Source organism: Mammaliicoccus sp. F-M27 (genome assembly GCF_022387115.1).
GTDB classification, from domain to species: Bacteria; Bacillota; Bacilli; order Staphylococcales; family Staphylococcaceae; genus Mammaliicoccus; species Mammaliicoccus vitulinus.
This window is the reverse complement of sequence record NZ_JAJNIE010000001.1, coordinates 326,109-352,410: the sequence shown is the minus strand read 5'-3', so window position 1 is coordinate 352,410 and position 26,302 is coordinate 326,109. Positions and strand designations below refer to the sequence as shown.

Sequence of the window (26,302 nt, the reverse complement as noted above, 5' to 3'; positions counted from 1 at the left end):
TATTATCTAATTAATGATTTAACAAGTGATTTTATATTTGCTTTAGAGATACCAATATCTTCTAATAATAAATCGACATCACCATGTTCAATATATTCGTCGTTTATGCCAATTCTGCGCATTACATTTTGATAATCATGATCTTTAATGAAAGTAGCAATTTGACTACCTAAACCACCAGTTAACATGGACTCTTCAACAGTAATAATAGGGTTAGTATCTTTACCTAGTTCGTGTAACATATCAAAGTCCATCGGTTTAATAAAGCGAGCATTAATAACATTTACATTTATACCCTCTTTTAATAGTTCATCTGCTACATCTGTAATGATTTTAACTGTTGGACCGTAACTGATAATAGATAAATGTTGTCCCATTCGTTCGTACTGCCATGTTCCAATTTCTAAAATTTCATTCTTCTTAGTTTCATTTAACATTGGCGCATTTCCGCGTGGATATCTAATAGCCATTGGTCCGTGTTCTGTTTCAAAAGCTGTTTTAACCATAGCAATCGCTTCGTCGCCATCTTTAGGCATCATAATTGTAAAATTGGGAAATTGGCTCAAGAAGCCGACATCGAATACACCTTGATGCGTTTCTCCATCAGCACCTACGAGTCCTGCTCTATCAACACCAAAAAGTACGTTTAAATTTTGTCTATCTACATCATGCAATAGTTGATCATATGCACGTTGCATAAATGTCGAGTAAATGGCTACGTAAGGTTTCATACCTTGTGTCGCTAAACCTGCGGCCATCGTAACGGCATGTTGCTCAGCAATGCCAACATCAAAAAATTGTTCAGGTAATGCTTGTTGGAATTTTGTTAACTTAGAACCTACAGGCATAGCAGGTGTAATGGCTACAACACGTTTATCTTGTTTAGCATAATTTAAGACTTGATCGCTCATTAAAGCACTCCAAGCTGGACCTTCAGCATCACCTTTAATAACTTCACCAGTTTCAAGCTTATACGGCCCAAGACCATGCCATGTGCCAACCGTATCAACTTCGGCAGGTTTATAACCTTTACCTTTTTTAGTTACGACATGAATTAACACTGGTTTATTTATTTGTTTTGATGCAGATATCGCTTCATCTAATTCTTTGAAGTTATGACCATCAACGGGGCCAATATATTTAATGCCTAACTCTTCAAAGAAAATACCATCGACTACTAAATATTTCAAACTATCTTTTATTTTATCTGCTGAATCTCTTAAACGGTCTCCACCTGGAAGTCTGCTCATAAAAGTTTCAGCATCAAATTTAAATCTATTATAATTTTGATTCGTTCTAATGCGTCCAAACATATTATGCATAGCACCGACATTAGGCGCTATACTCATTTCATTATCGTTTAATATGATTGTTAAATTAGTCTTATCATGACCGATATGATTAAGTGCTTCAAGTGCCATCCCACCTGTTAATGCACCATCACCAATAACTGGTACAACATGATTTGTTTTCCCTAAAATATCACGTGCTTTTGCCATACCCATAGCAGCTGATAAAGAAGTTGAACTATGTCCAGCTTCCCAAACATCATGCTCTGACTCTTTCGTTTTAGGAAAACCACACAAACCTTTATATTGTCTTAAAGAATTAAATTCATGTCCTCTACCTGTTAAGATTTTATGAATATACGTTTGATGACCAACATCCCAGATAATTTTATCTATAGGGCTATTAAAATGTTTGTGTAAGCTTAATGTTAATTCAACTACACCTAAGTTAGCCCCAATATGTCCACCCGTTACAGAACATGTTTGTATTAAAAACTTTCTAATTTCACTACTTAATTCTTCTAATTCTTGATTAGATAAGTCTTTGATAAAGGATGGATTTTGTATACTTGAAACATCCATTGTTTAACCACCTTTAGCCCTGTTTATTACGAAAGCTCGAATAATTTTGCTAAGTGTCTAATTTTCTCTATTTGCAAATAATTGAGTAAGTGACTTCAGTTCATCTGTGTCATATTGTTCTTCTAATTGTTCCAATAAATATAAAGCTTGATTAACATGTTGTTCTAATGCAACTTTAGTATTTGTCTTACCTAAAAGTGATACATAAGTGCTCTTATTGTTAATTTCATCACTTCCGACAGATTTACCTATTTTATCGAAATCACCTTCGATGTCTAATAAATCATCTTTAATTTGAAAGATCAAACCTAATTCTTGGCTAAATGAATCTAATAAGAGGAACGTTTTGCTACTTACTTTCGCAATGGTACATGCTGCAACTACTGAAAATCGAATAAGTGCGCCCGTCTTATATCTATGGATTTTACGTAACGTATCCAGTGAAACTTCTTTATCTTCACTATCCATATCTAAAACTTGGCCACCGACCATACCTTGGTGTCCTGCAGATTCAGATAGCAATCTAATAAGCTTAACCTTATCATCTGATGCTATATATGTATCTTTAGTAATAAGTTCGAATGCTTTCGTTAACAATGCATCACCAGCAAGAATTGCTGTGGCATCACCATAAACTTTATGGTTCGTCTTCATACCACGTCTATAATCATCATTATCCATAGCAGGCAAATCATCATGTATGAGCGAATAAGTATGTATCATTTCAAGAGCTTTAGCAGTTTCCAACCCTTTTTTAATGTCACATTTTAGCATAGACAATGTCATTAAAAGCAATACAGGTCTTATACGTTTTCCTCCAGCTGACAAAGAATATCTCATACTTTCTTCTAACTTAGTATCCACGACTGGATCAAGTTTAGTCTGTTTTAGAGATTCATTAAATTTATCAACATAACTATTCATTAACTGACTCATCAGAATCACCCTCTTTTTGAACAAGTTTATTTACTTTATCCTCAGCCTCTTTAAGTTTCAATTCACATTTACTACTTAATTCGATACCGCGTTGATAAAGTTCGATTGATTCTTCTAGTGAAATGCTTTCTTCATCTAGTTTACCTACTACTTTCTCTAGTTCAACCATCATTTCTTCAAAAGTTTGTTCGTTAGCCACATTTGTCACCTAATTTCTTTTACATTAGCATTTATTTTGCCATCTTTTAAATTAATCGTAATATTATCTTCTATATTTAAATCATCTTTACTTGTAATGATTTTATCATTTTTTTCAATAATTGAATAACCTCTAAGCATTATTTGTGTTGGACTCAGTGCATCTAGCTGTGCCAATTTACTCGTAAGCATTTGCTTTTTCTGAGTAATGATGCGATTGATTAATTGTGATTGCATAGCATTCAATCTATCAAAATCTTGTCTATATTGATATGTTTTATTATGAATAGGTCCTATTCTCAACTTATTTTGTAAAATATCAATTTTATGCTTATTTCTTAAAATCGTTTGTTCTAAATTTCTTGTTAATTGCTTTTGATAATCATCTAATTTTTGAGTTTCTTGATCGTATAATAACGATGGTGTCTTTAACTTATAATATGATGATAGCTGTTTTAATTTATGTTTGTCTTGTTGAATACTTTGTGTAACATGCTTTGTTAAATATTGACGAGCATTCGCAATAAGTTGATATAACGCTTTTATATCTGGTGTGGCTATGACTGCTGCTTGAGTAGGTGTTGCTGCTCTAACATCACTTACAAAATCACTTAATGTTGTATCAGTTTCATGTCCAACAGCAGAAATAATAGGTGTAGCGCAATTATAAATAGCTTCTACAACTTCTCTCTCATTAAAGCTCCACAGATCTTCTATAGATCCACCACCACGACCAACGATAATAACATCAACATCCATTGAGTCAGCTTTTTTAATATTGTTAATGATATTATCCTTAGCTTCTTTACCTTGTACTAAAGTACTAATTAACACTTGCTCTGCAAGCGGATAGCGTTTATCTAAGGTAGAACAAATATCTCTAACTGCAGCTCCTGTCGATGCAGTTAATACAGCGATTTTTCTAGGATATTTAGGGATACTTAATTTATGTTCATTATTAAAGTATCCTTTTTCAGCCAATTCTTTTTTTAGTGCTTCAAATTTTTCATACAAAAGACCGACACCATCTAATTGCATCGTTTGAACGTATATTTGGTATGAGCCTCTCGATTCATATATACCAATTCTTCCTTCAATTAAGACTTGATCCCCTTCTTTAGGTTCAAATGATAGTTGATTAGCATTGGATTTAAACATCATCGCACTTAATACACCTTTATCATCTTTTAAAGCAAAATAAAGATGTCCACTTGAATGTTTTTTGAAGTTTGAAATCTCACCCTTTATAAATACATTTTGTAAATGAGGGTCTTGATCAAATTTATATTTGATATATTTAGTTATAGCTGTAACTGATAAATATTTATCCATTTATATCACTCTTTATTATTTTGATAAACTGCTTAATACACCGTTAATAAATTTATAATGTTCGTCGTCACTGTACACTTTTGCAATTTCAACCGCTTCATTAAAAATGACTTTTTGTGGTGTATCAGTATAATTCAATTCATATGTTGCCATTCTTAAAATAATACGGTCCGTTTTAAGTAAACGTTCTAACGTCCATTTCTTTAAATGCGGTATGAATATTTCATCTAGTTCTTCTTTTTTGTCGATGACTTCTTTAACAAAGTGTTTAACATATAAATATTGTTCACCTTTAAAGTCGTCGACTAAGTAGTTAATTGCTTCCTCTACTGTTAACTCTATTTTGTTATTTTCTAATTGATACAATGTTTTAAAGACGATTTCTCTAAGTTCTGTTCTTTTCATATTCTTCTCCTTCAAAGAATAAGAGGATGCACGCATCCTCTTAATTAATCATTTTTTATTATTGGAAATGTATATTAACGATATGTACATTAACTTCTTTTGGCGTTAATGCTGTCATCGTATTTAATGCTTGTTTAATTTCAGTCTGAACCTTTCGAGCAGTTTCAGAAATTTTTGTGCCATAATCAAATGTACAGTAAACATTAATGTAGATGCCATCTTCTTTTATATCGACTTTTATACCTTTACCAAAATTCTTTTTCCCGAATTTTTCTAAGGAATTCTTATTAAAAACGGATTGCATATGAGATACACCTTTAATATCTGTAGTCGCAATACTCGCTATGACTTCAATAACTTCCGGCGCAATCTCAATCTTACCTAAAGAAGGCTTTTCATTTTCAATTGTTTTAGCCATTTGAATCCCTCCCTATTTATCTTCATTATTTATAATATCATGAATCTCTAGGAAATTGGTATTAAAATCACCTGATTCAAACACATCATTTTCCAACAATCTTAAATGGAATGGGATAGTCGTATCAATGCCTGTAACTAAAAACTCAGTTAGCGCTCTTTTACCGATTTGTATAGCTTCAGTTCTATCTTTACCATGTACGATTAGTTTAGCAACCATTGAATCGTAGTATGGGGGAATCGTATAACCTGTATAACAAGCTGAATCAATTCGAACACCGAATCCACCTGGTGTTAAATATTGTTTAATCTTACCTGGTGACGGCATGAAATTCTTAAACGGACTTTCAGCATTAATTCTAAATTCTATAGCGTGACCTTTTAAATCAACTTCATTTTGAGTTATTGGTAATGACTCACCACTCGCTACTTTAAGTTGTAACTTAACTAAATCCATACCTGTAACCATCTCAGTTACGGGATGTTCAACTTGAATACGTGTGTTCATTTCCATAAAGTAGAATGCTTCAGCATCTAAATCATAAATAAATTCAATTGTACCTGCGTTTTCATAGTTCACGGCTTTAGCTGCTCTAATTGCCGCTTCACCCATTTCTTTGCGCATTACTTCTGATAGAACTGGAGAAGGCGATTCTTCTACTAACTTCTGCATACGTCTTTGAATCGTACAATCACGTTCACCAAGATGAATGACATTACCTTCTGCATCACCAATAACTTGAATTTCGATATGTCTAAAGTTTTCAATGAATTTTTCTAAATAAAGTCCTTTGTTTCCAAAAGCAGTTTCAGCTTCTTGTTGCGTCATTCTAAATCCAGTAACAAGTTCTTCTTCATTTCGTGCTATTCTAATACCTTTACCACCACCACCGGCAGTTGCTTTTATAATTACAGGATAACCTATTTGTTTTGCACATTTCTTAGCAATTCTCACTGTATCTACTAGACCTTCACTACCTGGAACAACTGGTACATTCGCTTTAATCATTTCTTCTTTAGCGACATCTTTTATGCCCATTTTTTGAATAGATTGATAACTAGGTCCGATAAATTTGATTTGGCATGCTTCACACATTTCTGCAAAATCACTATTTTCAGCTAAGAAACCATATCCTGGATGTATACCATCACAGCCTGTTGATTTAGCAATTGAAATAATATTAGGTACATGTAAGTATGAATCTTTAGATTGTGTCGGTCCTACACAATAAGCCTCATCTGCTATTTGAGTATGTAATGCATCTTTATCAGCTTCTGAATAAATTGCAACCGTTTGTATATCTAATTCTCTACAAGCTCTAATGATTCTTACAGCAATTTCCCCTCTGTTAGCAATTAATACTTTTTTCATACTACTTCACCTTGAATAACGGTTGGCCATACTCTACCATTTGTCCGTCTTCAACTAATATTTCAGTGATTTCTCCTGATACTTCTGCTTGTATTTCATTAAATAATTTCATCGCTTCTAAAATACAAACAGTCGTATCCGCATCAACATGTGATCCTACTTGTACATAAGGACCTTCGTCAGGTGATGGTGATTTATAGAATGTTCCGACCATTGGGGCATTAATCGTTAAACCAGTTGGTGCTTCAGGTTCAACATTTTGTTGTGGCGTTTGTTGTGGCTGTTGTTCAGCAATAACATTTGAACTTCCTTGGCTATAAATAATCTCTTGTTTAATATCTTTTTTTAAAGTTAATTTAAAATCTTTATCATTAATATCAATTTCAGTTAAAGAAGAATTGTCTAATATATCAACTAGTTCTTTAATTTGTTTTAAGTTCATTTGAAAAACTCCTTTTAAATTCTAATTCATTACACTTCATACATTTTACTTTAGTGGTCATACCAATTCAAGAGATTTTAAGATTTAATTAAAAATGACCAATAGAAGTTTTTTCTATTGGTCATTTAAACATTTATTATTACGCATTAACCTCTTGATACATAACTACCGTCAGTTGTGTTAATGATAAGTAAATCGCCTTCATTTACGAATAAAGGAACATTTAAGCTAAATCCAGTTTCTACTGTTGCTTGTTTTGTAGCACCATTAGCAGTATCACCTTTAATACCTGGTTCAGTTTCAGTAACTTGTAAAGTAACTGTATTAGGTAATTCGATACCAATTGTTTCACCATCATATGTTTGAATATGAACTTCCATATTTTCTTTAATGAACTTAAGTTCGTATTCTAAACTTTCTTCTGGTAGTTCTAGTTGATCATAAGTTTCGTTATCCATGAATACATGGCTGTCTCCGTTTGCATACAGATATTGCATACGACGGTTATCAATTTGAGCTTTTTCTACTTTTTCACCAGCTCTAAAAGTTTTTTCTTGGATAGCACCAGTTCTTAAGTTTCTTAGTTTAGAACGAACAAAAGCTGCACCTTTACCTGGTTTTACGTGTTGGAAATCTAATACTTTCCAAATTCCATTTTCAACTTTAATTGTCAAACCTGTTTTAAAATCATTAACTGAAATCATTCATTTTCCTCCTATTTATACCTTCTTATAAAATAATAAGGTCTTTTGAAGATTTAGTAAAGCGCTCTAGACCATTTTTTGTAACTAATACATCATCTTCTATTCTCACGCCACCTAAACCATCGACATATATGCCCGGTTCTAATGTTACACACATGTTCTCTTCAAGCACGATATCTGATTTTTGGGACAGTCCTGGTCCTTCGTGTACTTCTAAACCAATACCATGACCTAATGAGTGACCAAATGCATCTCCATACCCATATCCTTTAATAATATCTCTAGCTATCGTATCAGCTTCTTTACCTGTCATGCCTGGTTTAATTTGTTCTAGTGCAGCTAATTGTGCTTCTAACACAATATTATATATTTTTTTCATTTCTTCTTTCGGTTCACCTATTGCAAAAGTTCTCGTAATATCACTTACATAACCTTCGTATAAAGCGCCAAAGTCTAAAGTGATCATATCACCATTTTCAATGACTTTATTACTTGCAACACCATGTGGTAATGCACCACGGTGTCCGGAAGCAACAATTGTATCAAATGAAGAACATGTTGCACCTTTACTTCTCATGAACATTTCCATCTCGTTGTTCACTTCATTTTCAGTCATCCCTGGTTTAACCCACTCAAGAATATGTTCATAAGTTTCATCTACAATATCAGATGCTTTTTGAATTTGTTGAATTTCAAATTCGTCTTTAATCATTCTAATCGTTTCGATTACACCTTCAATAGAAGAAAGTTCAACATTTTCTGTATTTAATTCTTGAAAATCATTGTAAGTAATTAAGTCAGCTTCAACACCTACATTTTTATATGGACCTTGCTTAATTAAATCGTTTATCTTACCTAACATCGGACCTTCTTGATTTATAACCTTAAAGTCTTTAGCTTGATCATTAGCTTGCTGAATATATCTAAAGTCTGTGATTAAAAGTGATTGATCTTGTGTTATTAACAAACTACCACTCGTCCCCGTAAATCCTGAAAGGTACATTCTATTATAAGGTGATAGTATAACCACAGCATCTAATTCTTTTTGACTCATAACTTGTCTCAACTTATTAATTTTCATATTTATCCCCTTTCTATTTGTACAATAAATCTATATACATTAAAATAATAGCATACATGCAATAATTTTTTCACAGTAAAACATTGGGAGTTAATAAACATGAGAAAAACAATAATAACTATCATGGCGAGTACAGTTGTATTATCCGCTTGTGGGAATGATAAAATACAACAGCTTGAAGAAAAGAAATCAACTTTGAAAACTGATAATAGAAAACTAAAGCAAGAAGTCCTTGACTTAGAAGATAAAAACAAAACATATAAACAAAAAGAATCGGGCATTAATAGCTCCATAAAAAAAATTAAAAAAGAATCCACTAGTCAATTTACAACACAATATTTAAAATCATCAACACGTTTCATTAATGAAACAAAAACAAACATTTCAAGTTACAACAAGATCAATAAAAACATCACAAAATTTGATGACGAAGATACAAAAAACGAATTAGAAAACATTTATCAAAATCAAAAAACGATTACGAAGAAATATAAAGACGAAATGGAAGGTAAATCAATTCCTAAAGATTATAAAGATTTACATAAAAGTATGTTGAAATTGTCTACCGGAATCGAAAATGTATTTAAAGATTTAAATGAAGCATTTAATAAGAAAGATAAAAAAGGCGTAGAAAAATCTATCAATCAATTAAAAAGTTTAGACAACGAAATAGGACAAATAAAGTGAGTATAAGTTTAAAATATGCTATATTAAATAGACTAATTACTTAAGGTGAGGTTCTATGAAAAACGTTTTATTTTATTTATTTATTGCAGTAGCACTATTCGGCTTAATTATGAACCTTGATTTTTTCATAATGGGTTTTATTAGAATGTTTGTGTCACTTATTATATTCGGGTTAATCATTTTTTTAATTTACTATTTCTTCTTCTTAACACCAGATCAAAGGAAGTATAAGAAAGCAATGCGTAAACAAAAGCGCAGAAATAAATAAAGATGTCTGGGACATAAATACCATGCACAAAATTAAAGATCTCTTCATTAGGTTATCGCCTAGTGAAGAGATCTTTTTATATTTTTGATTTTTACGATTTTGAAAGTGCATACTTGCCTAGGGGTATGGTTCGAGCCTGTAGTCTCTCACTCATACTATTCCCTCAGGCGTCAGCACTTTACAAAATCGTGAGGACAAACCTAAGTGAAATCAAGGTAACTATGTCTCAGAATCCTTTATTTTCTATATGTCCATTCTTCTGATTTATATTTTTCTTCTATCTCTTTAATTTCAGTAAGTTGCGCTTCTGTAAAGATTAAGGGCTTATATTCAATATCTAATCCCTTTTTAAAACCTTCATAAAATGCTGTTTCCATTTCTTCTAATGTAATATGTCTATCAGACAAATCATTTATTGCGACCGCTTTATCAATGAAAGCTGCTTTCATTTTATCTTTTAATCTGTCATTTCTATATATAAACATATCAAACAGTTCATCTACATCAATATCTTGTAAAATCGAACCATGTTGCAAGATTACTCCTTTTTGTCTTGTTTGAGCACTTCCTGCTATTTTTCTATCTTCCACTACAAGTTCATACCAACTTGGTGCATCAAAACATACTGAGCTTCGAGGTGTCTTTAATTTGTCTCTAGCTTCTTTTGTTTTAGGGATTGAAAAATAAGCATCAAAGCCTAATGTTTTAAATCCTTCTAATAAACCTTCTGATATAACGCGATATGCTTCAGTAACCGTTTTAGGCATGTTAGGATGTGATTCTGGAACTATGACGCTATATGTTAGTTCTTTGTCATGTAACACACCTCTACCGCCAGTCGCGCGTCTAACAAGTCCATATCCTTTTTCTTTAACTTTTTCAATATCAATTTCTTTTGTTAGCTTTTGAAAATACCCTATTGATAGTGTAGCTGGGTTCCACGTGTAGAATCTAATTACAGGGTCTATTTCACCTCTGCTAACAAAATTCATAAGTGCTTCATCTACTGCCATATTGTAATATGGATCGTTTGATTTCGTGTTTATAAAGTGCCAAGTTTCTCTCACATTTAAAACTCCTATTCAATTAATTCTATATACTTGTCTATTTTAGCAAAAATATTTTGATAAATCTCACGAGAAATCTTATAATAGGAGTATCGACTTGAATTGGGAGGAATCAGACCATGAATTATTGGTACATCGCGCTCATAGTCGTAGTCTTGCTTATTATTTATATGGCAATTAACTATTCATTGAACAAGCGCGCAGTTAAAGAACTAGATCAAAATGAGTTTCACAAGGGATTAAGAAAGGCGCAAGTCATCGACTTACGTGAAAAAGCTGATTTTGACTATGGTCATATCATCGGAGCTAGAAATATACCGATGAGTGTATTTCGCACTAGATATCAAGGGTTACGTAAAGACCAACCTATTTATTTTTGTGATGCGAATGGTGTAGCAAGTTCTAGAGCAGCAAGAATGATGAAGAAAAAAGGTTATAAAGACTTGTACATGTTAAAAGGTGGATATAAAAAATGGACTGGTAAAGTTAAGTCTAAATAATTCCAAAAGATTATGGTACATAAATACTCGTTTTCAAAACAAAATATCTCTTCATTAGGTTATAAGCCTAGTGAAGAGATATTTTTATTTTACAATTAATTTTTTTCTTCTTTTAATAATTCGAATTTTAAAACTGGTTTTCTTGCTGCTTGCGTTTCATCTAAACGTCCGATAACCGTAGTATGTGGTGCATCTAATACGATTTCAGGGTTGTCTTCCGCTTCTTTAGCAATTTGAATTAATGTATCACAGAAAGCATCTAATGTTTCTTTAGATTCGGTTTCAGTAGGTTCAATCATCATGCACTCTTCCACGTTTATAGGGAAGTAAATTGTAGGTGGATGGAAATTAAAGTCTAATAGACGTTTCGCAATGTCCAATGTTCTAACACCTAGTTTTTTCTGTCTTGAACCACTTATAACAAATTCATGTTTACAATGTTGTGTATATGGCGTTTCAAAATGATCTTGTAATCTTCTCAACATGTAGTTCGCATTTAAAACTGCTGTTTCGGAAACAGCTTTTAATCCATCAGGTCCCATTGTTCTAATGTAAGTGTAAGCTCTTAAATAAATACCGAAATTACCAAAGAATGGCTTAACTCGACCTATTGAATTCGGCATATCATGCTCAAATTTATAGCTATCATTTTCTTTTACAACTGTTGGCTTAGGTAAATACGGAATTAAATCTTCTTTAACACCAACTGGTCCTGAACCAGGTCCGCCTCCACCATGTGGTCCAGTGAAAGTTTTGTGCAAGTTTAAATGAACTGCATCAAAGCCCATATCTCCTGGTCTTACTTTGCTCATTATCGCATTAAGGTTTGCACCATCATAGTACAGTTTACCGCCAGCTTGGTGGACAATTTCTCTAATTTCTAAAATATCTTCTTCAAACAAACCTAAAGTGTTAGGGTTTGTTAACATGATTGCAGCTGTGTCTTCACCGACTACACGTTTTAAATCTTCTATATCTACTAAACCTTTTTCGTTAGATTTAACTGTAACAGTGTCAAAACCAGCTACTTTAGCAGATGCTGGATTCGTACCGTGAGCTGAATCAGGTACAATTACTTTTGTTCTATTAAAATCGCCATTTGCTTCATGGAACGCTTTAATCATTAATAACGCAGTCCACTCGCCATGTGCGCCTGCTGCAGGTTGCAATGTCACTTCATCCATACCTGTTATTTCTTTTAAGTGTTCTTGTAAATCATAAATAATTTCTAACGACCCTTGTACAGTAGAAACATCTTGTAACGGATGAGCATTTGCAAAACCAGACATTCTGGCAACTTTTTCATTTATTTTAGGATTGTATTTCATCGTACATGAACCTAAAGGATAAAATCCAGTGTCTACACCATGATTTTTATTCGACAACTCTGTATAGTGTCTCATTAAATCAAGTTCACTGACTTCTGGTAATTCAGCTTTTTGTTTTCTCGTAAATTTATCACCTAGTATATCTTGAACATTTTGTGTTTCAACTTCTTTTTCAGGTAATGAAAATGCAAATCTGTCTTTTCTAGATCTTTCAAAAATTAATTCACTTGATGGTTTACGCACTATATTCACCTACTTTTTGGATAAATGTATCAATTTCTTCTTTAGTTCTAAGTTCAGTCACTGCAATTAACATATGATTTTCAAAATCATCATTCATAAATCCTAAATCAAATCCACCTATTATGCCTTCTTCAAGTAAATCTTTATTTATTTCTTTTATAGGTTTGTTAAACTTAACAACAAATTCATTAAATGAAATACCATCTAATACTTCAAATCCCGCTTCTTTCATTTGTTGCTTCATGTATGTTGTGTTTTCCATGTTAAGTTTAGCCATTTCGTATACGCCATTTTTACCTAACGCACTCATACATACTGAAGCTGCTAAAGCATTTAACGCTTGGTTAGAACAAATGTTAGATGTAGCTTTATCTCTTCTAATATGTTGTTCACGTGCTTGTAATGTTAATACAAAACCTCTATTACCATCTTCATCTTGTGTTTGACCTACTAAACGTCCAGGTAATTTACGCATCAATTTTTTAGTTGATGCAAAGTAACCACAATGTGGGCCACCGTATTGTGCTGGGATACCGAATACTTGTGCATCTCCAACAACGATATCTGCACCAAATTCTCCCGGAGGTGTAATGAGACCTAGAGATAACGGATTACTCGAAACAATAAATAATGCTTTTTTGTCTTCGATTAATTGTTTAATAGCTTCTAAATCTTCCAGTGAACCAAAGAAATTAGGATATTGAACGCATACAGCTGCAGTATCATCATCGATAACTTCTTTTAATTTATCTAAATCTGTTACTGTACCGTCTAAATCAACTTCGATTACTTCAATATCTTGAGCTTTCGTATATGTTTTAAGAACTTCAATAGATTGATAATGTACTGACTTAGAAACGATTACTTTTTTCTTTTTAGTGTGACCTGCTGCAAGTACAGCAGCCTCAGCAAAAGCAGTTCCTCCGTCATACATTGAAGAGTTAGCTACATCCATACCGGTTAATTCACAAATTAAAGTTTGAAATTCGAAAATAGCTTGTAATTCACCTTGTGAAATTTCAGGTTGGTACGGTGTATATGCAGTATAAAATTCTGAACGAGAAATGACATGGTCTACTACTGTTGGAATATAGTGATCATAAACACCAGCTCCCAAAAATGATGCATGTGTTTCACTCGTTATATTTTTATTAGCAATTTGTGATAATTCTCGTAATAAAGCTGTTTCTGATTTTTTCTCTTTAATATTTAGTGGATTGTTAAATCTTACTGATTCAGGTATATCAGTAAATAATTCATCTACTGATTTAATACCGATTACATCTAACATTTCTGACTTATCTTTTTCAGTTAAAGGTATATAGCGGTGACCCATTTTATTCACTCCTATGATTTAAATGATGATTTTTTTACAATTTTAGCTTTTACTTGTCTTTTTCTTACTTGAATTAGAATTTCTTTATCTAGTTCAAAAGATTCTTTGTTAATCAATCCCATTGCGATTGATTTACCAGTTGATGGTGATTGTGTTCCTGAAGTGATATACCCAATTTCATGACCATCAATATCTAAAATTTCATAATCAGTTCTAGGTATACCTTTATCAATCATTTCTATACCAATTGATTTTCTAGTTGCACCATTTTCTTTTTGCTCTTTAAGTACTGATTTACCAATAAAGTCTGCTTCAATTAAAGGTTTAACTGCAAAACCTACCCCTGCTTCATATGGCGTGATTTGTTCTGACAAATCTTGACCATGTAATGGTAAAGCCGCTTCTAATCTAAGCGTATCACGTGCTCCTAAGCCACAAGGTTCAACACCTTCCTTGATGAAGCCATCCCATATTTCTTTAGTATCTCCAGATTTGCAATATACTTCAAAACCATCTTCACCTGTGTAACCTGATTGCGACAATATAACTTCTTTCCCGAATAAACTAACATTTTGTTGAAACTCAAACATCTTCATTTCAGTAACGTCTATGTTCACTAATTTTTGCACTAAATCACGAGCTTCTGGCCCTTGAATAGCTAATTGTCCATATTCTGAAGATTTATTTTCAATGTTTACATTAAATCCTTGAATATTTTGTAACCATTCAAAATCTATATCTGTATTACCAGCGTTAACAACTAAGAAATAAACCGATTCTTCCAACTTGTAAACAACTAAATCATCAATCACGCCGCCCTTATCGTTACAAAGCATAGTATATTGAGCTTTAGAGTCTGTTAATGTAGACGGATCATTTGTTAAAGCATATTGAATAAATTGATCCGCTTCTTCTCCAGAAACGATAATTTCACCCATATGGCTTACATCGAAAATACCAACTTTTGATCTAACAGCATTATGTTCCTCTTTAATACTTGAGAATTGCACTGGTAAAGCCCAGCCAGAAAAATCAATAACTTTTGCTCCTTGATCAATATACGTTTGATATAAAGGTGTTTTCTTTAAATCTGTAGTCATCATAACTCTCCCCTTCTAAATATGTATAATAAAAAAACAGGGTAGCTTTCGCTACCCTGTTGAAGTACTCTTCAGGAATGCGTCACAAAGTTATCCTTTTGCCTGAGAGATTCACTCAAATATGGTTTGCTCCTTCGGCGATGAATATTACATTCATTCTCTCTAACTTTGATCATTCGCAAATATATAAGCTTATAGAGATTCAATAATCTCACTAGCAACTACTTCTTTAGGTCTGTTTGCATCAATATGCTTGAATGCGATTTCATTATAACTTAATTCTCGTTTTGAATACAAGGCTTTTAATTCATTTAAAGATCTGCCGCTTGCATTCGGTCTATTATGATCATGATTAATTCTATTAAATAATATTTCAATATCACATTTTAACCAGAATGTATTCACATTACCTTTCAATATATCTTTCGATAATTCAGATTCTATAATACCACCACCAGTTGAAATAACAACGTCTTTATCAATCCATTTTTGAAGGGCTTGATACTCTAAATCTCTAAAATATGCTTCACCATACTTTTCAAAAATTTGAGGGATTGGTAATTGTATTGTTTCAACGATATAAGTATCTATATCTACTAAAGGTTTGTCATAATGTTCACTTAACAAGTTACCGATTGTTGTTTTTCCAACACCCATAAAACCAACTAACACTATCGACATTAAATCTACTCCTTAGCTGTCACATTTCAACTTAAACTTTATTCTATCTCATTATTCAGAAAATAAAAAGACTAATATTCTTTATTTATCATTATTTTTATTTCTTGTTGATAGTATTGCTCTAGATTGTGATAAATATTTAACTTATAACTATATTGAACTAGGTAAAACGATAAAAAAGCGGAATAGATAAACAAAATACCTAGTAGAAATAGTAATAAAAACCCATGCTCATTAGATAAAAATTTCTTCATGAATTTTGTTATCTCCCTTCCTAATGGTTATATCTACCTTAAATGTATTTTGATTAACTTGTTGTATATTGAAGAGTTCGACATTATTTAATAACGTAATATTCCCTTTTCCATTAATACTTTTATATATTTTGGAGTTTAACAATGTATATTCTTTTGAATTGCCATTGTGTATAAATTTCATTTTGTGATGAGCATTATCAATCACGATGTTAGTATCTTTTATTTCTTCAGATAAATCTTTACGAAACATGATTAATTCATAGTTCGTATGATCCAGTGCATTATCTTTAAATACATATATACTTTTAATTAACAAAGGTATAAGTGCGAGGATAATAAGTAAAAATGACAAAGATAACAACATCTCTATCATCGTAAATCCAGAGTTATTTTTTGATACAAACTTTTTCATTTTTCTTTTCATCTTCCAAACAAATTTGATTATTAAAATTGATATATTTATATCTGCTTACATCATATTTAAATTCGTGATTTGAGGATTGAAGCGTTTGGTACAAGATTTGATAAAGCTTAATTTTGCTATGCTCTTTTTCAATATTTTTATTTAAAGTAGTCACTAAAGGTAATAACGTCCCACTTAATAAAATAATAATGAAAATTGAAAGCATAAAATCGATAAAAACATAACCTTTATTGTTCTTCGACAATTCTATATCTTCCCTTCTCTATACGAAAAACAACGTTATATTTTTTGTTGCTAAAATTCATTTTCAATGTACCAAACTGATTAATATTTCCTTCTCCATCAAATACTAAAGTAGTAAATTTATTGTCTTTAGATATATTGCCTTTATATAGATTGAGTGTTTGAATGTTATCTTTCTCTAATTGATAATAAATTTTTTCTGAATTAGGTTTAAACCAAACTAATATCGGCCTTTTAGTTGCAAGAGATTTTGTTTCTAAATACTCTAACTTCGTTTCAAAGTCTTTTATACCACTTGTTAATCCTATTTTATCTACTGAACTAATCGATAAAGACATCGTAACCATAAAAATCAAACTTAGTATTGAAATTACAATGATCATCTCGATGAGCGTAAATCCCTTATTCTCAATTAATTTGCAACGACTTCTCCATTTTGTAATGTAATGCTCTCACCTGATTTACACGTTAATTGCTTTTCATTTATATACCCATCACTTACTAAATCATTAACTGAGTTCGGTTTAGCATCATGCTTTAACGTATATGCTTCTACTTGTCCAGCTACCATTTTAATTTGTGCTTGACATCCAGTGCTTTTAACAGTTTCAGATTGTTTGCTAATATTAGGTATGATGATGATTAACAAAATGCTTATGATCAAAAGCACTATCAACATCTCGATTAAAGTAAACCCTTCTTTTTTACATAGCAATTTAAACTTTTTCATTTATAACATCCTTTCATTTTATGCCTTCAACCATTTGTAGCATCGGCAAAATAATAATTAAGTACAGTGTTACAATTAGTAATGCTAAAATCCCAAATACAATAGGTTGTATCCATTTCAAATGTTTAACAAAAGTCTTTTCTAATTTATCTAACATGAATACGCTAAAATAATGCAATTCCAGATCTAATTTAGATTTGTTTTCGCCGTGTTTAATATAATGAATTAAATGCTCGTCGAAACATCCTAATTGTTTTATTGCATTAGGAAATATTTCCCCTTTTCTCATAGCATTATTGATTGAGAGACCAATATATTTTAAAAAATCATCTTTAGTTTGTAACATGTAAATTTCAATAATTGTATTAAGCGTTACGCCATTTTGTATAAAAAATGAAAAGTCTCTAGCAACACGGTATGAATGATACATAGAAATGTATTTATTAATAAAAGGTATTCTCTTAAAAAACACGATTCTTTTGGAAACATCTTTACCCATATAATTCATATATAGTAAGAGGTTTATCAATATTAAGCTTAAAAATATCGTGAAAATTGTAGTAGGCAAATAGGAAAAGATTGTCGTAATTACTTTTAATGAGGTGGAAATTTCTACATTCATAGATTCATATATTTCACTGAATTGAGGAATAATTGTCTCGTTTACTGCAGCTAAAAGCATGAAGAATATACAAAGTAATAATGCAGGATATTGTATCGTTTTAATAAATCTTTCTTTTACATGCTCTATTTTCTTTAAATATAAAATAGAATGATCGATTGTTTCAATTAAGTTTCCGTAGTTTTCTCCAAAATAAATTTGAGTAATGATTACTTGAGGATAATTCAAAACTTTCAAAACTTCGTGCAATTGCCCAGTCACTTTCACCAGTTCAACTACTTTCGCTGTTAATTTTTGTTTAGAAAACTGTGGGAATTGATCTGTTAATAATTGAATGGCTTCCATCAAGGTAAAACCTTGTTTTAACATATCTGAAAGCCTAACTAAATATAATACTTTATCTTTTTTTAAGATACAGCCTTTATTCATGATAATCACGCACCATATATTGAATGATATGTTCACTAAACATGTAACTCATTTTTCGACAACGACTTGATTCATCTTGCTTAACTAATCGCTGATTTGCAATACACGATATGCCTTGCTTAATTTGTTCTACAGTTATGCCTAATTCAATTAATCTATGTATTGCACCGATATTATCTTTAGCATGCATAGTTGAAAGCACAAGATGCCCACTTAAACTTGCTTGTATAACTTGCTTAGCAGTTTCTTCATCTCTTATTTCACCTATCATAATAACATCAGGATCACATCTTAAAATTGCTTTAAATGACTGTTGATAAGATATATTCGCTCTTTCATTAACAGAAACTTGTACAACGCCATTTAATGTTTGTTCCACAGGATCCTCAATCGTAATAATATGTTTATTCTTTTCTTTCTTTAAGTCATACATTAATTCATACATTAAAGTTGTCTTACCAGATTCTGTAGGCCCAGTAAATAGAAATAAACCTTCAGATTGATACATCTTATTTCTAATTTCTATAAAATCTGAATTAAGCCTATTTGCATCACTTTCAATAAAATATTGAGGTGTTATCCTGATTGCACATGATTCTATCCCTAAACTAATTGGTATCGTCGAAATTCTCAAATAATAATTCATAACATGTTCATAAATATACTGACCACTTTGTGCTTTGTTTCTCTCACTTACGTCTAAGTGAGAAATAAATTTCATATAGATTAGCAATCTGTTATACAATTTAGCATCTAACGATAAATCATAGTCTTTGTTGTCACCATTAAATCTCATCTGAACAACAATCTTATCGTCTATTACAGGTATGAAATGAATATCGCTTACATTTGATTTTATAGCGTCTTCGATAATTGATTTAAATAATTTCTCCATAATCTCCTCCTATTATATATAAACGCTTTCAATATCCGTCATTACTTACTTGATTGTTTATATTTTGCATCAAAATGCTATTTACTTTTGTATGCAGTAACTTTATAATTAGAAATGAATAAGAAAGTAAACACAGAGGGGGTTCTTAAGAAGATGGATAAAGTTTATAAAACTCTAGGCTTCTGGACTGCTATATTTGCTACAATGTTTTATGTCGGAGGAATGGACATGATGGCGTATTTCTTTGTAGCTCAAACTGGATTTTTCGTATTGTTGGGATACTTAAAATTAACTGAAAGAATGTATATGTATATATTCGCTCTTTATTTAGTATTATGTTTTGTAGGATTCACATACTATTCAACATTCTTATTAGAGCCAAGTTTCGGTCATCATTAAAAAAAAGCATTACACATTTAGTGTAATGCTTTTTTATTTAGTTAAAACCATTTAAATAAGGATTCGTCATTTCTTCTTCAGATATCGTTGATTCGGGTCCATGTCCCGGAAAGATTGTCGTATTAGGATCTAATTCTAATAATTTATCTTCAATAGAGCTCATTAACGTTTCAGTATCACCCTTGTATAAATCCGTTCTACCGATGCCGCCTTTAAACAAAGTATCTCCAACAACAGCAAAGTCACCAAAAACAAACGATAAGCTTCCTGGAGAATGACCAGGCGTATGTAATGCCTCAAACTCAAACTCACCAATTTTATGTTGACCTTCACCTATAACTAAAGGTATCGTGTGCTGCACAACTGGAGGTAACTGATAAGCTTCAAACTTTTTAGAACCATTTTTCACAGTATCCGTTAACCAAGATTTCTCTTCTTTGTGTACATAAACGTCTACACCGTGAGCGTTAACGACATCATCTACACCACCTATATGATCAAAATGAGCATGTGTCAGTAAGATACCACTCAACTTTTTATTAAATTTCTTTATACGTTCATTTATAAATTGACCATTATCACCTGGGTCAATTACTAAAAGTTCTTCATCACCTTCGATAATATAACAATTTGTTTCAACAATGCCTAAAGAATAGCTATGTACTTTCATTTTATTTCCTCCTCTTTTTTAAAAAGTATCTCGACAAAACCGCATATTAATTATACAATTAATATGATAATAAAAGAAATTTGTATTGGGGGTATTGGAATGCCATTTATCGACACAGGGGAATTATTTGAGTTATTTGGAGTAAAAATCCATATCGGTGTTAATATTTTTTCTTTATTAATGCTAGCTGTTTTTATTCTTGCAATATTTGGTTTGATTTCAGCATTCAAAAACAAAAATATTTTGGGCATTCTTTTTGGTGCAATAACTGTAGTATCATTTGGCTTTTTCTCATTAGCTACAATATTTACTTACGGTTATCCAATCTTACATCATTAAAGAAAAGACGAGTTTTCACTCGTCTTTTTTTATTTGTTTAAATGTTTGTTTACTGATTCTAACTTTTCATTCATTTTTCTAGATTTGTCTCTTCTATCATCAATCCTAATGTTCGTGCACACTCTATCTAAACCTTTATTAAAAGGACTTTCATGGATTTCTTGAATCACTTCAAATAAATCCTTTAAATCGCCTTCAATTAAAGTATTCATAGGTGTTAGTTGAAAATCAATTTTTCCTGTTTCTTTATGCTTTTCTAAAATTAATTGGATATCTGCAATATATTCACTTACACTCGGTCCTTCTGTACCTACTGGTATGACAACAACGTCTACTATAGCCATTATTGATTCTCCTTTTCTAATACATAAGTTTTAATGAGGCCTGCTGCACCAATAATACCTGCATCATTGCCTAATTGAGCAACTTCAATATGCGTATCTTCTTGTGCAGGTCTAAAAGTCATTTTTTCAAAATGTTTTTTTATGAACTTAAGTAAGATATCTCCAGCCTTACTAACGCCTCCACCGATTATGATGTACTTCGGATTAGTCATAACACTAATGACACTTGCTGCATAAGCTATGTAACCTGCAACTTTATCAATGATAAATAAGCTGAATTCATCTCCTGATTTCGCTGCATCAAACACGTCTTTAGCCGTAACATTTTTGCTTGCAATGAGGTCATGAATATTAGACTTCATATTAATATTTGGATAAAAATGATGAACTAAATTAATAACGCCTGTAGCAGATGCGACCGTTTCTAAACAGCCTTTCATACCGCAGTTACATTGGAACCTTTTATTCTGATCTACTAAGAAGTGTCCTATCTCAGCGCCAGAGCCATTATGACCGTGAATCAATTCACTGTTGGAAACAATTCCACCACCTACACCAGTGCCAAGTGTTATACATACAACATCACTTTCATTTCTTCCAGCACCTTTGAATTTCTCACCTAAAGTTGCCACATTCGCGTCATTATCTACGTAAATAGGTCCATTGAAATACTGTTGCATATGTTTTCTTACTTCGATATTACCCGTCCAATTTAAATTAACTGCACCATGAACAATACCATTTTCAAAATCGATTGGGCCAGGAACACCGATGCCCATTCCAATTATATTTTCCATATCAATATTTTTACGGTTCATATGTACTACAAACGAATCGTAAATATTTTCTAAAATACCTTCGCCAGTTTTATTAGTGGAAATTTCCCATTTTTCTTCAATATTTAAAGTTTTATCAAATATTCCTAATTTACATGTTGTTCCACCAATATCTGCTGATAAAATATGTGTCATTTTTTCTCAATCCTTCTCTGGTTAATAATGAGTCTTGCTTGTAAAAATGTGTCTTTATCAATAAGCATAGATTGATACATTGACTTAATTTCTTGCTCCATCATTTCTAATCGATCTTCTTCATTTTTAAAATAGATGATATATCCAAACTTTTTTAATAATTGTTGTACATCATATAAGTTTTCCATTTATTAACTCCTAAATGCAGTTATTTCTTTTTTTAAAGCTTTATAATGTTCATTATTTTTATCTTGCTTTATTGATTGATTAATAAATTTATTTGCTTTATCGTAATCGTCTTTGGCTCTATAACCTAAAGCTAATTGATAATTGAGCTTGGGAGATTGAGGGAAAATCTTTAAACCTCTCTCCCACTCTAAAATAGCTTCATCCAATGACGTATTATTTGCTACAATCAATCCACTTAATATATATGTTTCATCAGATTCGAAGTTTTTTTCTTTTATTTGCTTAATCATTGTTTCCGCACTATTAAAATCACCATTATTCATCGCTTCTTTAGTTAATTCATCATATATATAATGCTGTTGTCTGCTAAAAATAATGAATACTAGAATAATGATTAATACGATAAAAGCAATAATATAATGCATTTTGAATTTATCATGCTCCATCCATTTATATATGATATACATAAGGATAGCACCACCAATAAATCCTCCTAAGTGGGCAAAATGGTTCACGTTGCTTATAAATAATGCTAATAAAGAAATAATCGCAATACCTATAAATGTTTGTAATACAAATTGTTTATTGATATTCTTTCTCGTAAATAAGTAGACGATGAATGCACCAATCAGTCCAAATATAGCACCACTTGCACCAATAGAAATAGATACAGTATCAATACTTAATGATACTAATCCAGCAAATAGACCAGAGACAAGATATATTATAAACATCTTGATTGAACCTAATGCACCTTCAATTAACTTACCAAATATAATAAGTGAAAATACATTCATGATCAAATGTGTGAAATCGGCATGCAAGAACATAGATGTTAATAACCTATACCACTCACCGTGTACAACGTTAAAATGTACGAGTCCACCGTAATCTACTAGATTAATTTGCGCAACTTGATTAAATATTAATACTAGTGATAGCCAGACAATCACGTTGATCGCTACTAAAAAATATGTAACTGGTGAAAATTTTAGCATAAAACTATCAATAAAACTCGCATTTAGCAACTTGTTCTTATATGTCGTTACAGCTGTTGTTTTAGAACGTTTAATTTGTTGTTTTGTAATGATATGGCTGGATACTTTCTCGAAATCTTCCACACTGCTTAAAGCATAATATCTAATTTTAGGACGCTTATAATGATTAAACTCTGTGAAATCTATATCTTTATCCGTTAAATAATATGTGTCCAATTGTTCAAAGCTAAATCCTATACTATCAATCAAACTACTTAAATGGTCTGTTGTTTTTTCAAAGTCAAAATCTACTTCTTGATGTGTAGGTGCTTTATGTATAAAGCGTTTTACGACTTTTTTAGATTCATGTGTTAACCAAACTTCTGAATCTTCTTCATCAATTGATAAAATATTAAATCCTTCTGTATATACTAAATAATAAATCGACTTCCACATTTGTTTTATTTTATCCATTTATTCTTCTCCATAAATAACATTTGGTAATATAATTTCTTCAACGGGTACATCATGCTCTTCTGTATCAAACGATTTAATTTGAAATGGATATACTAGGCTAAGCGTGCTTCCTTTGTATTCAGATAAGTATTTATCATAATAGCCTCCACCATAGCCAATTCTATAACCGTCTTCACTAAATACAACGCCAGGTACAATGATCAAATCAATATCGTCACTTATTTCAGTTTGCTTATCAATATATTTAATGCCCTTTTCGTCTAGAGCAATAGATTCTAAATCCGTTAATTGCTGAAATTTCATAATTTTTGTACTGTAGTTTGTTGTAGGCACATATACTTTTTTATTATCTTGTAATAACTTCTCTATAATTGGCAATGTATCTACTTCATGATCCATGCTCATGACAATAGCTACTGATTTTGCATTTTTATATTTATCGTGATCAAATAATTGTTTTCGTAAATTAAAATCATAATTCTCTTTCTGAGATTTTTGTTGATTTCTCATCAAATCCAGTATTTCTTTTCTCAATTTTTTCTTGATAGTCATGAATTTAACACTTCCCAATTATTATTTCATTTCTAGCATTTATACATTTAATGATAACACAAGAAATACTGTGATAGGTAGTGTTAGGACCTCTAAAGTTAAATAAAAAACACACTACCAAAATTGGCAATGTGTTCTTATTCGTTTTATTATTTTGTTTCTCTATGAAGAGTGTGTTTACCGTCACGAGCACAATATTTTTTCATTTCGATTCGCTCTGGGTTATTACGTTTATTCTTTTTAGAGATGTAGTTTCTTTCACCACAATCAGTACATGCTAAAGTTACATTTACGCGCATGATGAACCCTCCTATTCTTATTTCAATTAATATACGACCTTATTATAATACCATCTATGGTTATATAATTCCAGTATTATTTTTCAATTGGCTCATAGTGTTCGCCAGTAATATAATAATAACAGCTTTCACTAATATTTGTAATATGATCGCCAATTCTTTCTAAATATCTTGCAGCAAGATGTGCTTGACCTGAAATGAATGGATCATTGTCTATTAAATAAGTCGTATTACTAATCTCTCTATATAAATCATCAATGTCGTCATCACGCTCAATGATTTCTTTTATGAGCAATATATCCTTATTATTAACTGCTGTTTCTAAATCTCTCAGCATTAACATCGCTAGTTTACCCATGGTTTTTAATCTCATCAATATAAAATAATCCGTTATGATAGCTCTTTTTCTAATTTGAGCAATATTAGTTGAATTATCAGCCATTCTTTCTAATTCTGAAGCAATTTTTAAAGCTGAGATCATCACACGCAAATCAGTAGCCATAGGTTGTTGCTTCGTAATTAACATAACGACTTTTTCATTAATATCATATTCCATTTGGTTGATTTTCTTATCGTAAGCGATTAAATTTCTAGCGTTAGTCTTATCTTCATCACTTAAAACTGTAACCGACTGCTCAATCATCTGATAAACTTCTTTACCCAATTTAAATAAATCTTCAATCAGTGTGTTTAATTCACCTTCGTATTTTTCTCTTATAACCATATTAACCAAATCTCCCAGAAATATAATCTTCTGTTTTCTTATCAGTTGGGTTAGAGAAAATTTTATCAGTATGGTCAAATTCGTTTACGTAACCATTTAAGAAGAAAGCCGTTTTATCAGATATTCTAGCAGCTTGTTGCATATTATGAGTCACAATAATAATAGAGTATTTAGATTTCAATTCTTGAACAAGTTCTTCAACTTTTAATGTTGAAATAGGATCTAATGCTGAAGTTGGTTCATCCATTAAAATGACATCTGGCTCTATTGCTAAACAACGGGCAATACAAACTCTTTGTTGTTGTCCTCCAGATAGTCCATAAGCGTTTTTATCAAGTCTATCTTTACACTCATCCCATATAGCTGCACCTTTTAATGAACGTTCAACGATTTCGTCTAATACTTTTTTATCAGTAATACCATGGATTCTAGGACCATAAGTGATATTGTCATAAATAGACTTAGGAAATGGGTTTGGTTTTTGGAAGACCATACCAACATTCGTTCTTAACTCTTCAACACTATATTTTTTATCGAAAATATTTTGATCTCTATAAATAATTTCACCAGATGTTTTAACACTAGGAATTAATTCAATCATTCTATTTAAAGTTTTAATATAAGTTGATTTACCACAACCTGACGGACCAATTATCGCTGTCACTTCGTTTTCAGCGATATCAAGATTAATATTCCTCAAAGCATGGAAATCACCATACCATAAATCTAAATTATTTGTTTTATATACAATGTTTTTATCTTCAACTACTATTTCTTTACTTGATGTCATGTC

The 26,302-nt window shown here is 31.4% G+C and carries 35 protein-coding genes and 1 riboswitch; of the genes, 5 read left to right on the top strand and 30 right to left on the bottom strand.

Going from position 1 to position 26,302, the window contains the following annotated elements:
* Positions 1 to 2: 2 nt before the first annotated feature.
* The 10 genes from dxs to LQ598_RS01870 form a co-directional block, all read right to left on the bottom strand.
* Entirely contained in the window at positions 3 to 1,871 is a 1,869-nt protein-coding gene (gene dxs, locus LQ598_RS01915; protein WP_107592799.1) for a 1-deoxy-D-xylulose-5-phosphate synthase, read from the bottom strand.
* Between the two features lie 57 nt (positions 1,872 to 1,928).
* The gene (locus LQ598_RS01910; RefSeq protein ID WP_226908890.1) at positions 1,929 to 2,807 is read right to left on the bottom strand and encodes a polyprenyl synthetase family protein; all 879 of its coding nucleotides are present in this window, start codon (positions 2,805 to 2,807) and stop codon (positions 1,929 to 1,931) included.
* On the bottom strand, positions 2,788 to 2,979 hold the full coding sequence (gene xseB, locus LQ598_RS01905; RefSeq protein WP_040808213.1) for an exodeoxyribonuclease VII small subunit: 192 nt from the start codon (positions 2,977 to 2,979) through the stop codon (positions 2,788 to 2,790). Before xseB ends, LQ598_RS01910 begins: the two co-directional genes overlap by 20 nt.
* A 32-nt stretch (positions 2,980 to 3,011) precedes the next feature.
* Entirely contained in the window at positions 3,012 to 4,337 is a 1,326-nt protein-coding gene (gene xseA, locus LQ598_RS01900) for an exodeoxyribonuclease VII large subunit (RefSeq protein ID WP_016911708.1), read from the bottom strand.
* 15 nt (positions 4,338 to 4,352) lie between these two features.
* Entirely contained in the window at positions 4,353 to 4,742 is a 390-nt protein-coding gene (gene nusB, locus LQ598_RS01895; RefSeq protein WP_016911707.1) for a transcription antitermination factor NusB, read from the bottom strand.
* Between the two features lie 58 nt (positions 4,743 to 4,800).
* Positions 4,801 to 5,160, bottom strand: a complete 360-nt coding sequence (locus tag LQ598_RS01890) for an Asp23/Gls24 family envelope stress response protein (RefSeq protein ID WP_016911706.1) — start codon at positions 5,158 to 5,160, stop codon at positions 4,801 to 4,803.
* 12 nt (positions 5,161 to 5,172) lie between these two features.
* Positions 5,173 to 6,531, bottom strand: coding sequence for an acetyl-CoA carboxylase biotin carboxylase subunit (accC, locus tag LQ598_RS01885; protein WP_016911705.1), 1,359 nt, complete (start codon positions 6,529 to 6,531; stop codon positions 5,173 to 5,175).
* Position 6,532: 1 nt separating this feature from the next.
* On the bottom strand, positions 6,533 to 6,973 hold the full coding sequence (gene accB / locus LQ598_RS01880) for an acetyl-CoA carboxylase biotin carboxyl carrier protein (protein ID WP_016911704.1): 441 nt from the start codon (positions 6,971 to 6,973) through the stop codon (positions 6,533 to 6,535).
* A 146-nt stretch (positions 6,974 to 7,119) separates the two neighbouring features.
* Positions 7,120 to 7,677 carry an elongation factor P gene (efp, locus tag LQ598_RS01875; protein ID WP_016911703.1) on the bottom strand — a complete coding sequence of 186 codons (558 nt, stop codon included), beginning with the start codon at positions 7,675 to 7,677 and terminating at the stop codon, positions 7,120 to 7,122.
* Between the two features lie 25 nt (positions 7,678 to 7,702).
* Complete coding sequence (locus LQ598_RS01870; protein WP_107559571.1) at positions 7,703 to 8,758, bottom strand: M24 family metallopeptidase; 1,056 nt, start codon at positions 8,756 to 8,758, stop codon at positions 7,703 to 7,705.
* A 99-nt stretch (positions 8,759 to 8,857) separates the two neighbouring features.
* Here LQ598_RS01870 and LQ598_RS01865 point away from each other — a divergent pair, with 99 nt between their 5' ends.
* Together LQ598_RS01865 and LQ598_RS01860 are read left to right on the top strand one after the other, a co-directional pair.
* The gene (locus tag LQ598_RS01865; RefSeq protein ID WP_107592801.1) at positions 8,858 to 9,445 is read left to right on the top strand and encodes a hypothetical protein; all 588 of its coding nucleotides are present in this window, start codon (positions 8,858 to 8,860) and stop codon (positions 9,443 to 9,445) included.
* A gap of 55 nt (positions 9,446 to 9,500) precedes the next feature.
* A complete protein-coding gene (locus tag LQ598_RS01860; RefSeq protein WP_107557108.1) occupies positions 9,501 to 9,713 on the top strand; it encodes an SA1362 family protein in 213 nt (70 codons plus the stop codon).
* Between the two features lie 236 nt (positions 9,714 to 9,949).
* Here the strand turns inward: LQ598_RS01860 and LQ598_RS01855 are convergent, their stop codons facing one another.
* Entirely contained in the window at positions 9,950 to 10,780 is an 831-nt protein-coding gene (locus LQ598_RS01855) for a lipoate--protein ligase family protein (protein WP_107557110.1), read from the bottom strand.
* Positions 10,781 to 10,899: 119 nt separating this feature from the next.
* Between LQ598_RS01855 and LQ598_RS01850 the strand changes: the two genes are divergently transcribed.
* Positions 10,900 to 11,280 (top strand): rhodanese-like domain-containing protein, encoded by a 381-nt coding sequence (locus tag LQ598_RS01850; RefSeq protein WP_016911899.1) that lies wholly within the window; start codon positions 10,900 to 10,902, stop codon positions 11,278 to 11,280.
* A 95-nt stretch (positions 11,281 to 11,375) separates the two neighbouring features.
* On the opposite strand, the gene gcvPB is transcribed toward LQ598_RS01850, so the two are convergent.
* From gcvPB to comGA, 10 genes are all read right to left on the bottom strand, one after another.
* Positions 11,376 to 12,851, bottom strand: coding sequence for an aminomethyl-transferring glycine dehydrogenase subunit GcvPB (gcvPB, locus tag LQ598_RS01845; RefSeq protein WP_016911898.1), 1,476 nt, complete (start codon positions 12,849 to 12,851; stop codon positions 11,376 to 11,378).
* A complete protein-coding gene (gcvPA, locus tag LQ598_RS01840; protein ID WP_016911897.1) occupies positions 12,844 to 14,187 on the bottom strand; it encodes an aminomethyl-transferring glycine dehydrogenase subunit GcvPA in 1,344 nt (447 codons plus the stop codon). The genes gcvPB and gcvPA overlap by 8 nt, the downstream gene beginning before the upstream one ends.
* 11 nt (positions 14,188 to 14,198) lie before the next feature.
* Positions 14,199 to 15,287, bottom strand: a complete 1,089-nt coding sequence (gene gcvT / locus LQ598_RS01835; protein ID WP_107557111.1) for a glycine cleavage system aminomethyltransferase GcvT — start codon at positions 15,285 to 15,287, stop codon at positions 14,199 to 14,201.
* Positions 15,288 to 15,367: 80 nt separating this feature from the next.
* Positions 15,368 to 15,463, bottom strand: a riboswitch (glycine riboswitch).
* A gap of 16 nt (positions 15,464 to 15,479) precedes the next feature.
* Positions 15,480 to 15,968: a shikimate kinase gene (locus LQ598_RS01830; RefSeq protein ID WP_016911895.1), complete on the bottom strand. Its 489-nt coding sequence runs from the start codon at positions 15,966 to 15,968 to the stop codon at positions 15,480 to 15,482.
* Positions 15,969 to 16,202: 234 nt separating this feature from the next.
* A complete protein-coding gene (gene comGF, locus LQ598_RS01825) occupies positions 16,203 to 16,637 on the bottom strand; it encodes a competence type IV pilus minor pilin ComGF (RefSeq protein ID WP_107559515.1) in 435 nt (144 codons plus the stop codon).
* Complete coding sequence (comGE, locus tag LQ598_RS01820) at positions 16,612 to 16,893, bottom strand: competence type IV pilus minor pilin ComGE (RefSeq protein ID WP_016911892.1); 282 nt, start codon at positions 16,891 to 16,893, stop codon at positions 16,612 to 16,614. The genes comGF and comGE overlap by 26 nt, the downstream gene beginning before the upstream one ends.
* A complete protein-coding gene (comGD, locus tag LQ598_RS01815) occupies positions 16,877 to 17,305 on the bottom strand; it encodes a competence type IV pilus minor pilin ComGD (protein WP_107557114.1) in 429 nt (142 codons plus the stop codon). The genes comGE and comGD overlap by 17 nt, the downstream gene beginning before the upstream one ends.
* The gene (comGC, locus tag LQ598_RS01810; protein ID WP_016911890.1) at positions 17,305 to 17,622 is read right to left on the bottom strand and encodes a competence type IV pilus major pilin ComGC; all 318 of its coding nucleotides are present in this window, start codon (positions 17,620 to 17,622) and stop codon (positions 17,305 to 17,307) included. Before comGC ends, comGD begins: the two co-directional genes overlap by 1 nt.
* A 13-nt stretch (positions 17,623 to 17,635) precedes the next feature.
* Positions 17,636 to 18,673, bottom strand: a complete 1,038-nt coding sequence (gene comGB, locus LQ598_RS01805; RefSeq protein ID WP_119609445.1) for a competence type IV pilus assembly protein ComGB — start codon at positions 18,671 to 18,673, stop codon at positions 17,636 to 17,638.
* Positions 18,666 to 19,568, bottom strand: coding sequence for a competence type IV pilus ATPase ComGA (comGA, locus tag LQ598_RS01800; protein ID WP_107559568.1), 903 nt, complete (start codon positions 19,566 to 19,568; stop codon positions 18,666 to 18,668). The genes comGB and comGA overlap by 8 nt, the downstream gene beginning before the upstream one ends.
* A 153-nt stretch (positions 19,569 to 19,721) precedes the next feature.
* On the opposite strand from comGA, the gene LQ598_RS01795 reads away from it, so the two are divergent.
* Entirely contained in the window at positions 19,722 to 19,967 is a 246-nt protein-coding gene (locus LQ598_RS01795; RefSeq protein ID WP_016911887.1) for a DUF2626 family protein, read from the top strand.
* A gap of 37 nt (positions 19,968 to 20,004) precedes the next feature.
* Here the strand turns inward: LQ598_RS01795 and LQ598_RS01790 are convergent, their stop codons facing one another.
* Entirely contained in the window at positions 20,005 to 20,637 is a 633-nt protein-coding gene (locus tag LQ598_RS01790; RefSeq protein ID WP_016911886.1) for an MBL fold metallo-hydrolase, read from the bottom strand.
* A 99-nt stretch (positions 20,638 to 20,736) separates the two neighbouring features.
* On the opposite strand from LQ598_RS01790, the gene LQ598_RS01785 reads away from it, so the two are divergent.
* Entirely contained in the window at positions 20,737 to 20,976 is a 240-nt protein-coding gene (locus tag LQ598_RS01785; protein WP_016911885.1) for a DUF2759 domain-containing protein, read from the top strand.
* 29 nt (positions 20,977 to 21,005) lie between these two features.
* Here LQ598_RS01785 and LQ598_RS01780 read toward each other — a convergent pair whose 3' ends face one another.
* From LQ598_RS01780 to pstB, 8 genes are all read right to left on the bottom strand, one after another.
* Complete coding sequence (locus LQ598_RS01780) at positions 21,006 to 21,320, bottom strand: MTH1187 family thiamine-binding protein (protein WP_016911884.1); 315 nt, start codon at positions 21,318 to 21,320, stop codon at positions 21,006 to 21,008.
* Positions 21,320 to 22,291 carry an ROK family glucokinase gene (locus tag LQ598_RS01775; RefSeq protein WP_016911883.1) on the bottom strand — a complete coding sequence of 324 codons (972 nt, stop codon included), beginning with the start codon at positions 22,289 to 22,291 and terminating at the stop codon, positions 21,320 to 21,322. The genes LQ598_RS01780 and LQ598_RS01775 overlap by 1 nt, the downstream gene beginning before the upstream one ends.
* Positions 22,288 to 22,479, bottom strand: a complete 192-nt coding sequence (locus LQ598_RS01770; protein ID WP_016911882.1) for a YqgQ family protein — start codon at positions 22,477 to 22,479, stop codon at positions 22,288 to 22,290. The genes LQ598_RS01775 and LQ598_RS01770 overlap by 4 nt, the downstream gene beginning before the upstream one ends.
* 3 nt (positions 22,480 to 22,482) lie before the next feature.
* Positions 22,483 to 23,931: a rhomboid family intramembrane serine protease gene (locus LQ598_RS01765; protein ID WP_103323128.1), complete on the bottom strand. Its 1,449-nt coding sequence runs from the start codon at positions 23,929 to 23,931 to the stop codon at positions 22,483 to 22,485.
* Entirely contained in the window at positions 23,932 to 24,486 is a 555-nt protein-coding gene (locus LQ598_RS01760) for a 5-formyltetrahydrofolate cyclo-ligase (protein ID WP_103323127.1), read from the bottom strand.
* A 149-nt stretch (positions 24,487 to 24,635) separates the two neighbouring features.
* Positions 24,636 to 24,785: a 50S ribosomal protein L33 gene (gene rpmG / locus LQ598_RS01755; protein WP_016911879.1), complete on the bottom strand. Its 150-nt coding sequence runs from the start codon at positions 24,783 to 24,785 to the stop codon at positions 24,636 to 24,638.
* A 76-nt stretch (positions 24,786 to 24,861) separates the two neighbouring features.
* Complete coding sequence (gene phoU / locus LQ598_RS01750; RefSeq protein ID WP_016911878.1) at positions 24,862 to 25,509, bottom strand: phosphate signaling complex protein PhoU; 648 nt, start codon at positions 25,507 to 25,509, stop codon at positions 24,862 to 24,864.
* Between the two features lies 1 nt (position 25,510).
* The gene (pstB, locus tag LQ598_RS01745) at positions 25,511 to 26,299 is read right to left on the bottom strand and encodes a phosphate ABC transporter ATP-binding protein PstB (protein ID WP_103323126.1); all 789 of its coding nucleotides are present in this window, start codon (positions 26,297 to 26,299) and stop codon (positions 25,511 to 25,513) included.
* Positions 26,300 to 26,302: the final 3 nt, after the last annotated feature.

What these genes read in the sequence shown, in the direction of transcription:
- dxs (WP_107592799.1), bottom strand. Translation starts at nt 1,871, where the DNA reads ATGGATGTTTCAAGTATACAAAATCCATCCTTTATCAAAGACTTATCT.
- LQ598_RS01910 (WP_226908890.1), bottom strand. Translation starts at nt 2,807, where the DNA reads ATGAGTCAGTTAATGAATAGTTATGTTGATAAATTTAATGAATCTCTA.
- xseB (WP_040808213.1), bottom strand. Translation starts at nt 2,979, where the DNA reads ATGATGGTTGAACTAGAGAAAGTAGTAGGTAAACTAGATGAAGAAAGC.
- xseA (WP_016911708.1), bottom strand. Translation starts at nt 4,337, where the DNA reads ATGGATAAATATTTATCAGTTACAGCTATAACTAAATATATCAAATAT.
- nusB (WP_016911707.1), bottom strand. Translation starts at nt 4,742, where the DNA reads ATGAAAAGAACAGAACTTAGAGAAATCGTCTTTAAAACATTGTATCAA.
- LQ598_RS01890 (WP_016911706.1), bottom strand. Translation starts at nt 5,160, where the DNA reads ATGGCTAAAACAATTGAAAATGAAAAGCCTTCTTTAGGTAAGATTGAG.
- accC (WP_016911705.1), bottom strand. Translation starts at nt 6,531, where the DNA reads ATGAAAAAAGTATTAATTGCTAACAGAGGGGAAATTGCTGTAAGAATC.
- accB (WP_016911704.1), bottom strand. Translation starts at nt 6,973, where the DNA reads ATGAACTTAAAACAAATTAAAGAACTAGTTGATATATTAGACAATTCT.
- efp (WP_016911703.1), bottom strand. Translation starts at nt 7,677, where the DNA reads ATGATTTCAGTTAATGATTTTAAAACAGGTTTGACAATTAAAGTTGAA.
- LQ598_RS01870 (WP_107559571.1), bottom strand. Translation starts at nt 8,758, where the DNA reads ATGAAAATTAATAAGTTGAGACAAGTTATGAGTCAAAAAGAATTAGAT.
- LQ598_RS01865 (WP_107592801.1), top strand. Translation starts at nt 8,858, where the DNA reads ATGAGAAAAACAATAATAACTATCATGGCGAGTACAGTTGTATTATCC.
- LQ598_RS01860 (WP_107557108.1), top strand. Translation starts at nt 9,501, where the DNA reads ATGAAAAACGTTTTATTTTATTTATTTATTGCAGTAGCACTATTCGGC.
- LQ598_RS01850 (WP_016911899.1), top strand. Translation starts at nt 10,900, where the DNA reads ATGAATTATTGGTACATCGCGCTCATAGTCGTAGTCTTGCTTATTATT.
- gcvPA (WP_016911897.1), bottom strand. Translation starts at nt 14,187, where the DNA reads ATGGGTCACCGCTATATACCTTTAACTGAAAAAGATAAGTCAGAAATG.
- gcvT (WP_107557111.1), bottom strand. Translation starts at nt 15,287, where the DNA reads ATGACTACAGATTTAAAGAAAACACCTTTATATCAAACGTATATTGAT.
- LQ598_RS01830 (WP_016911895.1), bottom strand. Translation starts at nt 15,968, where the DNA reads ATGTCGATAGTGTTAGTTGGTTTTATGGGTGTTGGAAAAACAACAATC.
- comGF (WP_107559515.1), bottom strand. Translation starts at nt 16,637, where the DNA reads ATGAAAAAGTTTGTATCAAAAAATAACTCTGGATTTACGATGATAGAG.
- comGC (WP_016911890.1), bottom strand. Translation starts at nt 17,622, where the DNA reads ATGAAAAAGTTTAAATTGCTATGTAAAAAAGAAGGGTTTACTTTAATC.
- comGB (WP_119609445.1), bottom strand. Translation starts at nt 18,673, where the DNA reads ATGAATAAAGGCTGTATCTTAAAAAAAGATAAAGTATTATATTTAGTT.
- comGA (WP_107559568.1), bottom strand. Translation starts at nt 19,568, where the DNA reads ATGGAGAAATTATTTAAATCAATTATCGAAGACGCTATAAAATCAAAT.
- LQ598_RS01795 (WP_016911887.1), top strand. Translation starts at nt 19,722, where the DNA reads ATGGATAAAGTTTATAAAACTCTAGGCTTCTGGACTGCTATATTTGCT.
- LQ598_RS01790 (WP_016911886.1), bottom strand. Translation starts at nt 20,637, where the DNA reads ATGAAAGTACATAGCTATTCTTTAGGCATTGTTGAAACAAATTGTTAT.
- LQ598_RS01785 (WP_016911885.1), top strand. Translation starts at nt 20,737, where the DNA reads ATGCCATTTATCGACACAGGGGAATTATTTGAGTTATTTGGAGTAAAA.
- LQ598_RS01780 (WP_016911884.1), bottom strand. Translation starts at nt 21,320, where the DNA reads ATGGCTATAGTAGACGTTGTTGTCATACCAGTAGGTACAGAAGGACCG.
- LQ598_RS01775 (WP_016911883.1), bottom strand. Translation starts at nt 22,291, where the DNA reads ATGACACATATTTTATCAGCAGATATTGGTGGAACAACATGTAAATTA.
- LQ598_RS01770 (WP_016911882.1), bottom strand. Translation starts at nt 22,479, where the DNA reads ATGGAAAACTTATATGATGTACAACAATTATTAAAAAAGTTTGGATAT.
- LQ598_RS01765 (WP_103323128.1), bottom strand. Translation starts at nt 23,931, where the DNA reads ATGGATAAAATAAAACAAATGTGGAAGTCGATTTATTATTTAGTATAT.
- LQ598_RS01760 (WP_103323127.1), bottom strand. Translation starts at nt 24,486, where the DNA reads ATGACTATCAAGAAAAAATTGAGAAAAGAAATACTGGATTTGATGAGA.
- rpmG (WP_016911879.1), bottom strand. Translation starts at nt 24,785, where the DNA reads ATGCGCGTAAATGTAACTTTAGCATGTACTGATTGTGGTGAAAGAAAC.
- phoU (WP_016911878.1), bottom strand. Translation starts at nt 25,509, where the DNA reads ATGGTTATAAGAGAAAAATACGAAGGTGAATTAAACACACTGATTGAA.
- pstB (WP_103323126.1), bottom strand. Translation starts at nt 26,299, where the DNA reads ATGACATCAAGTAAAGAAATAGTAGTTGAAGATAAAAACATTGTATAT.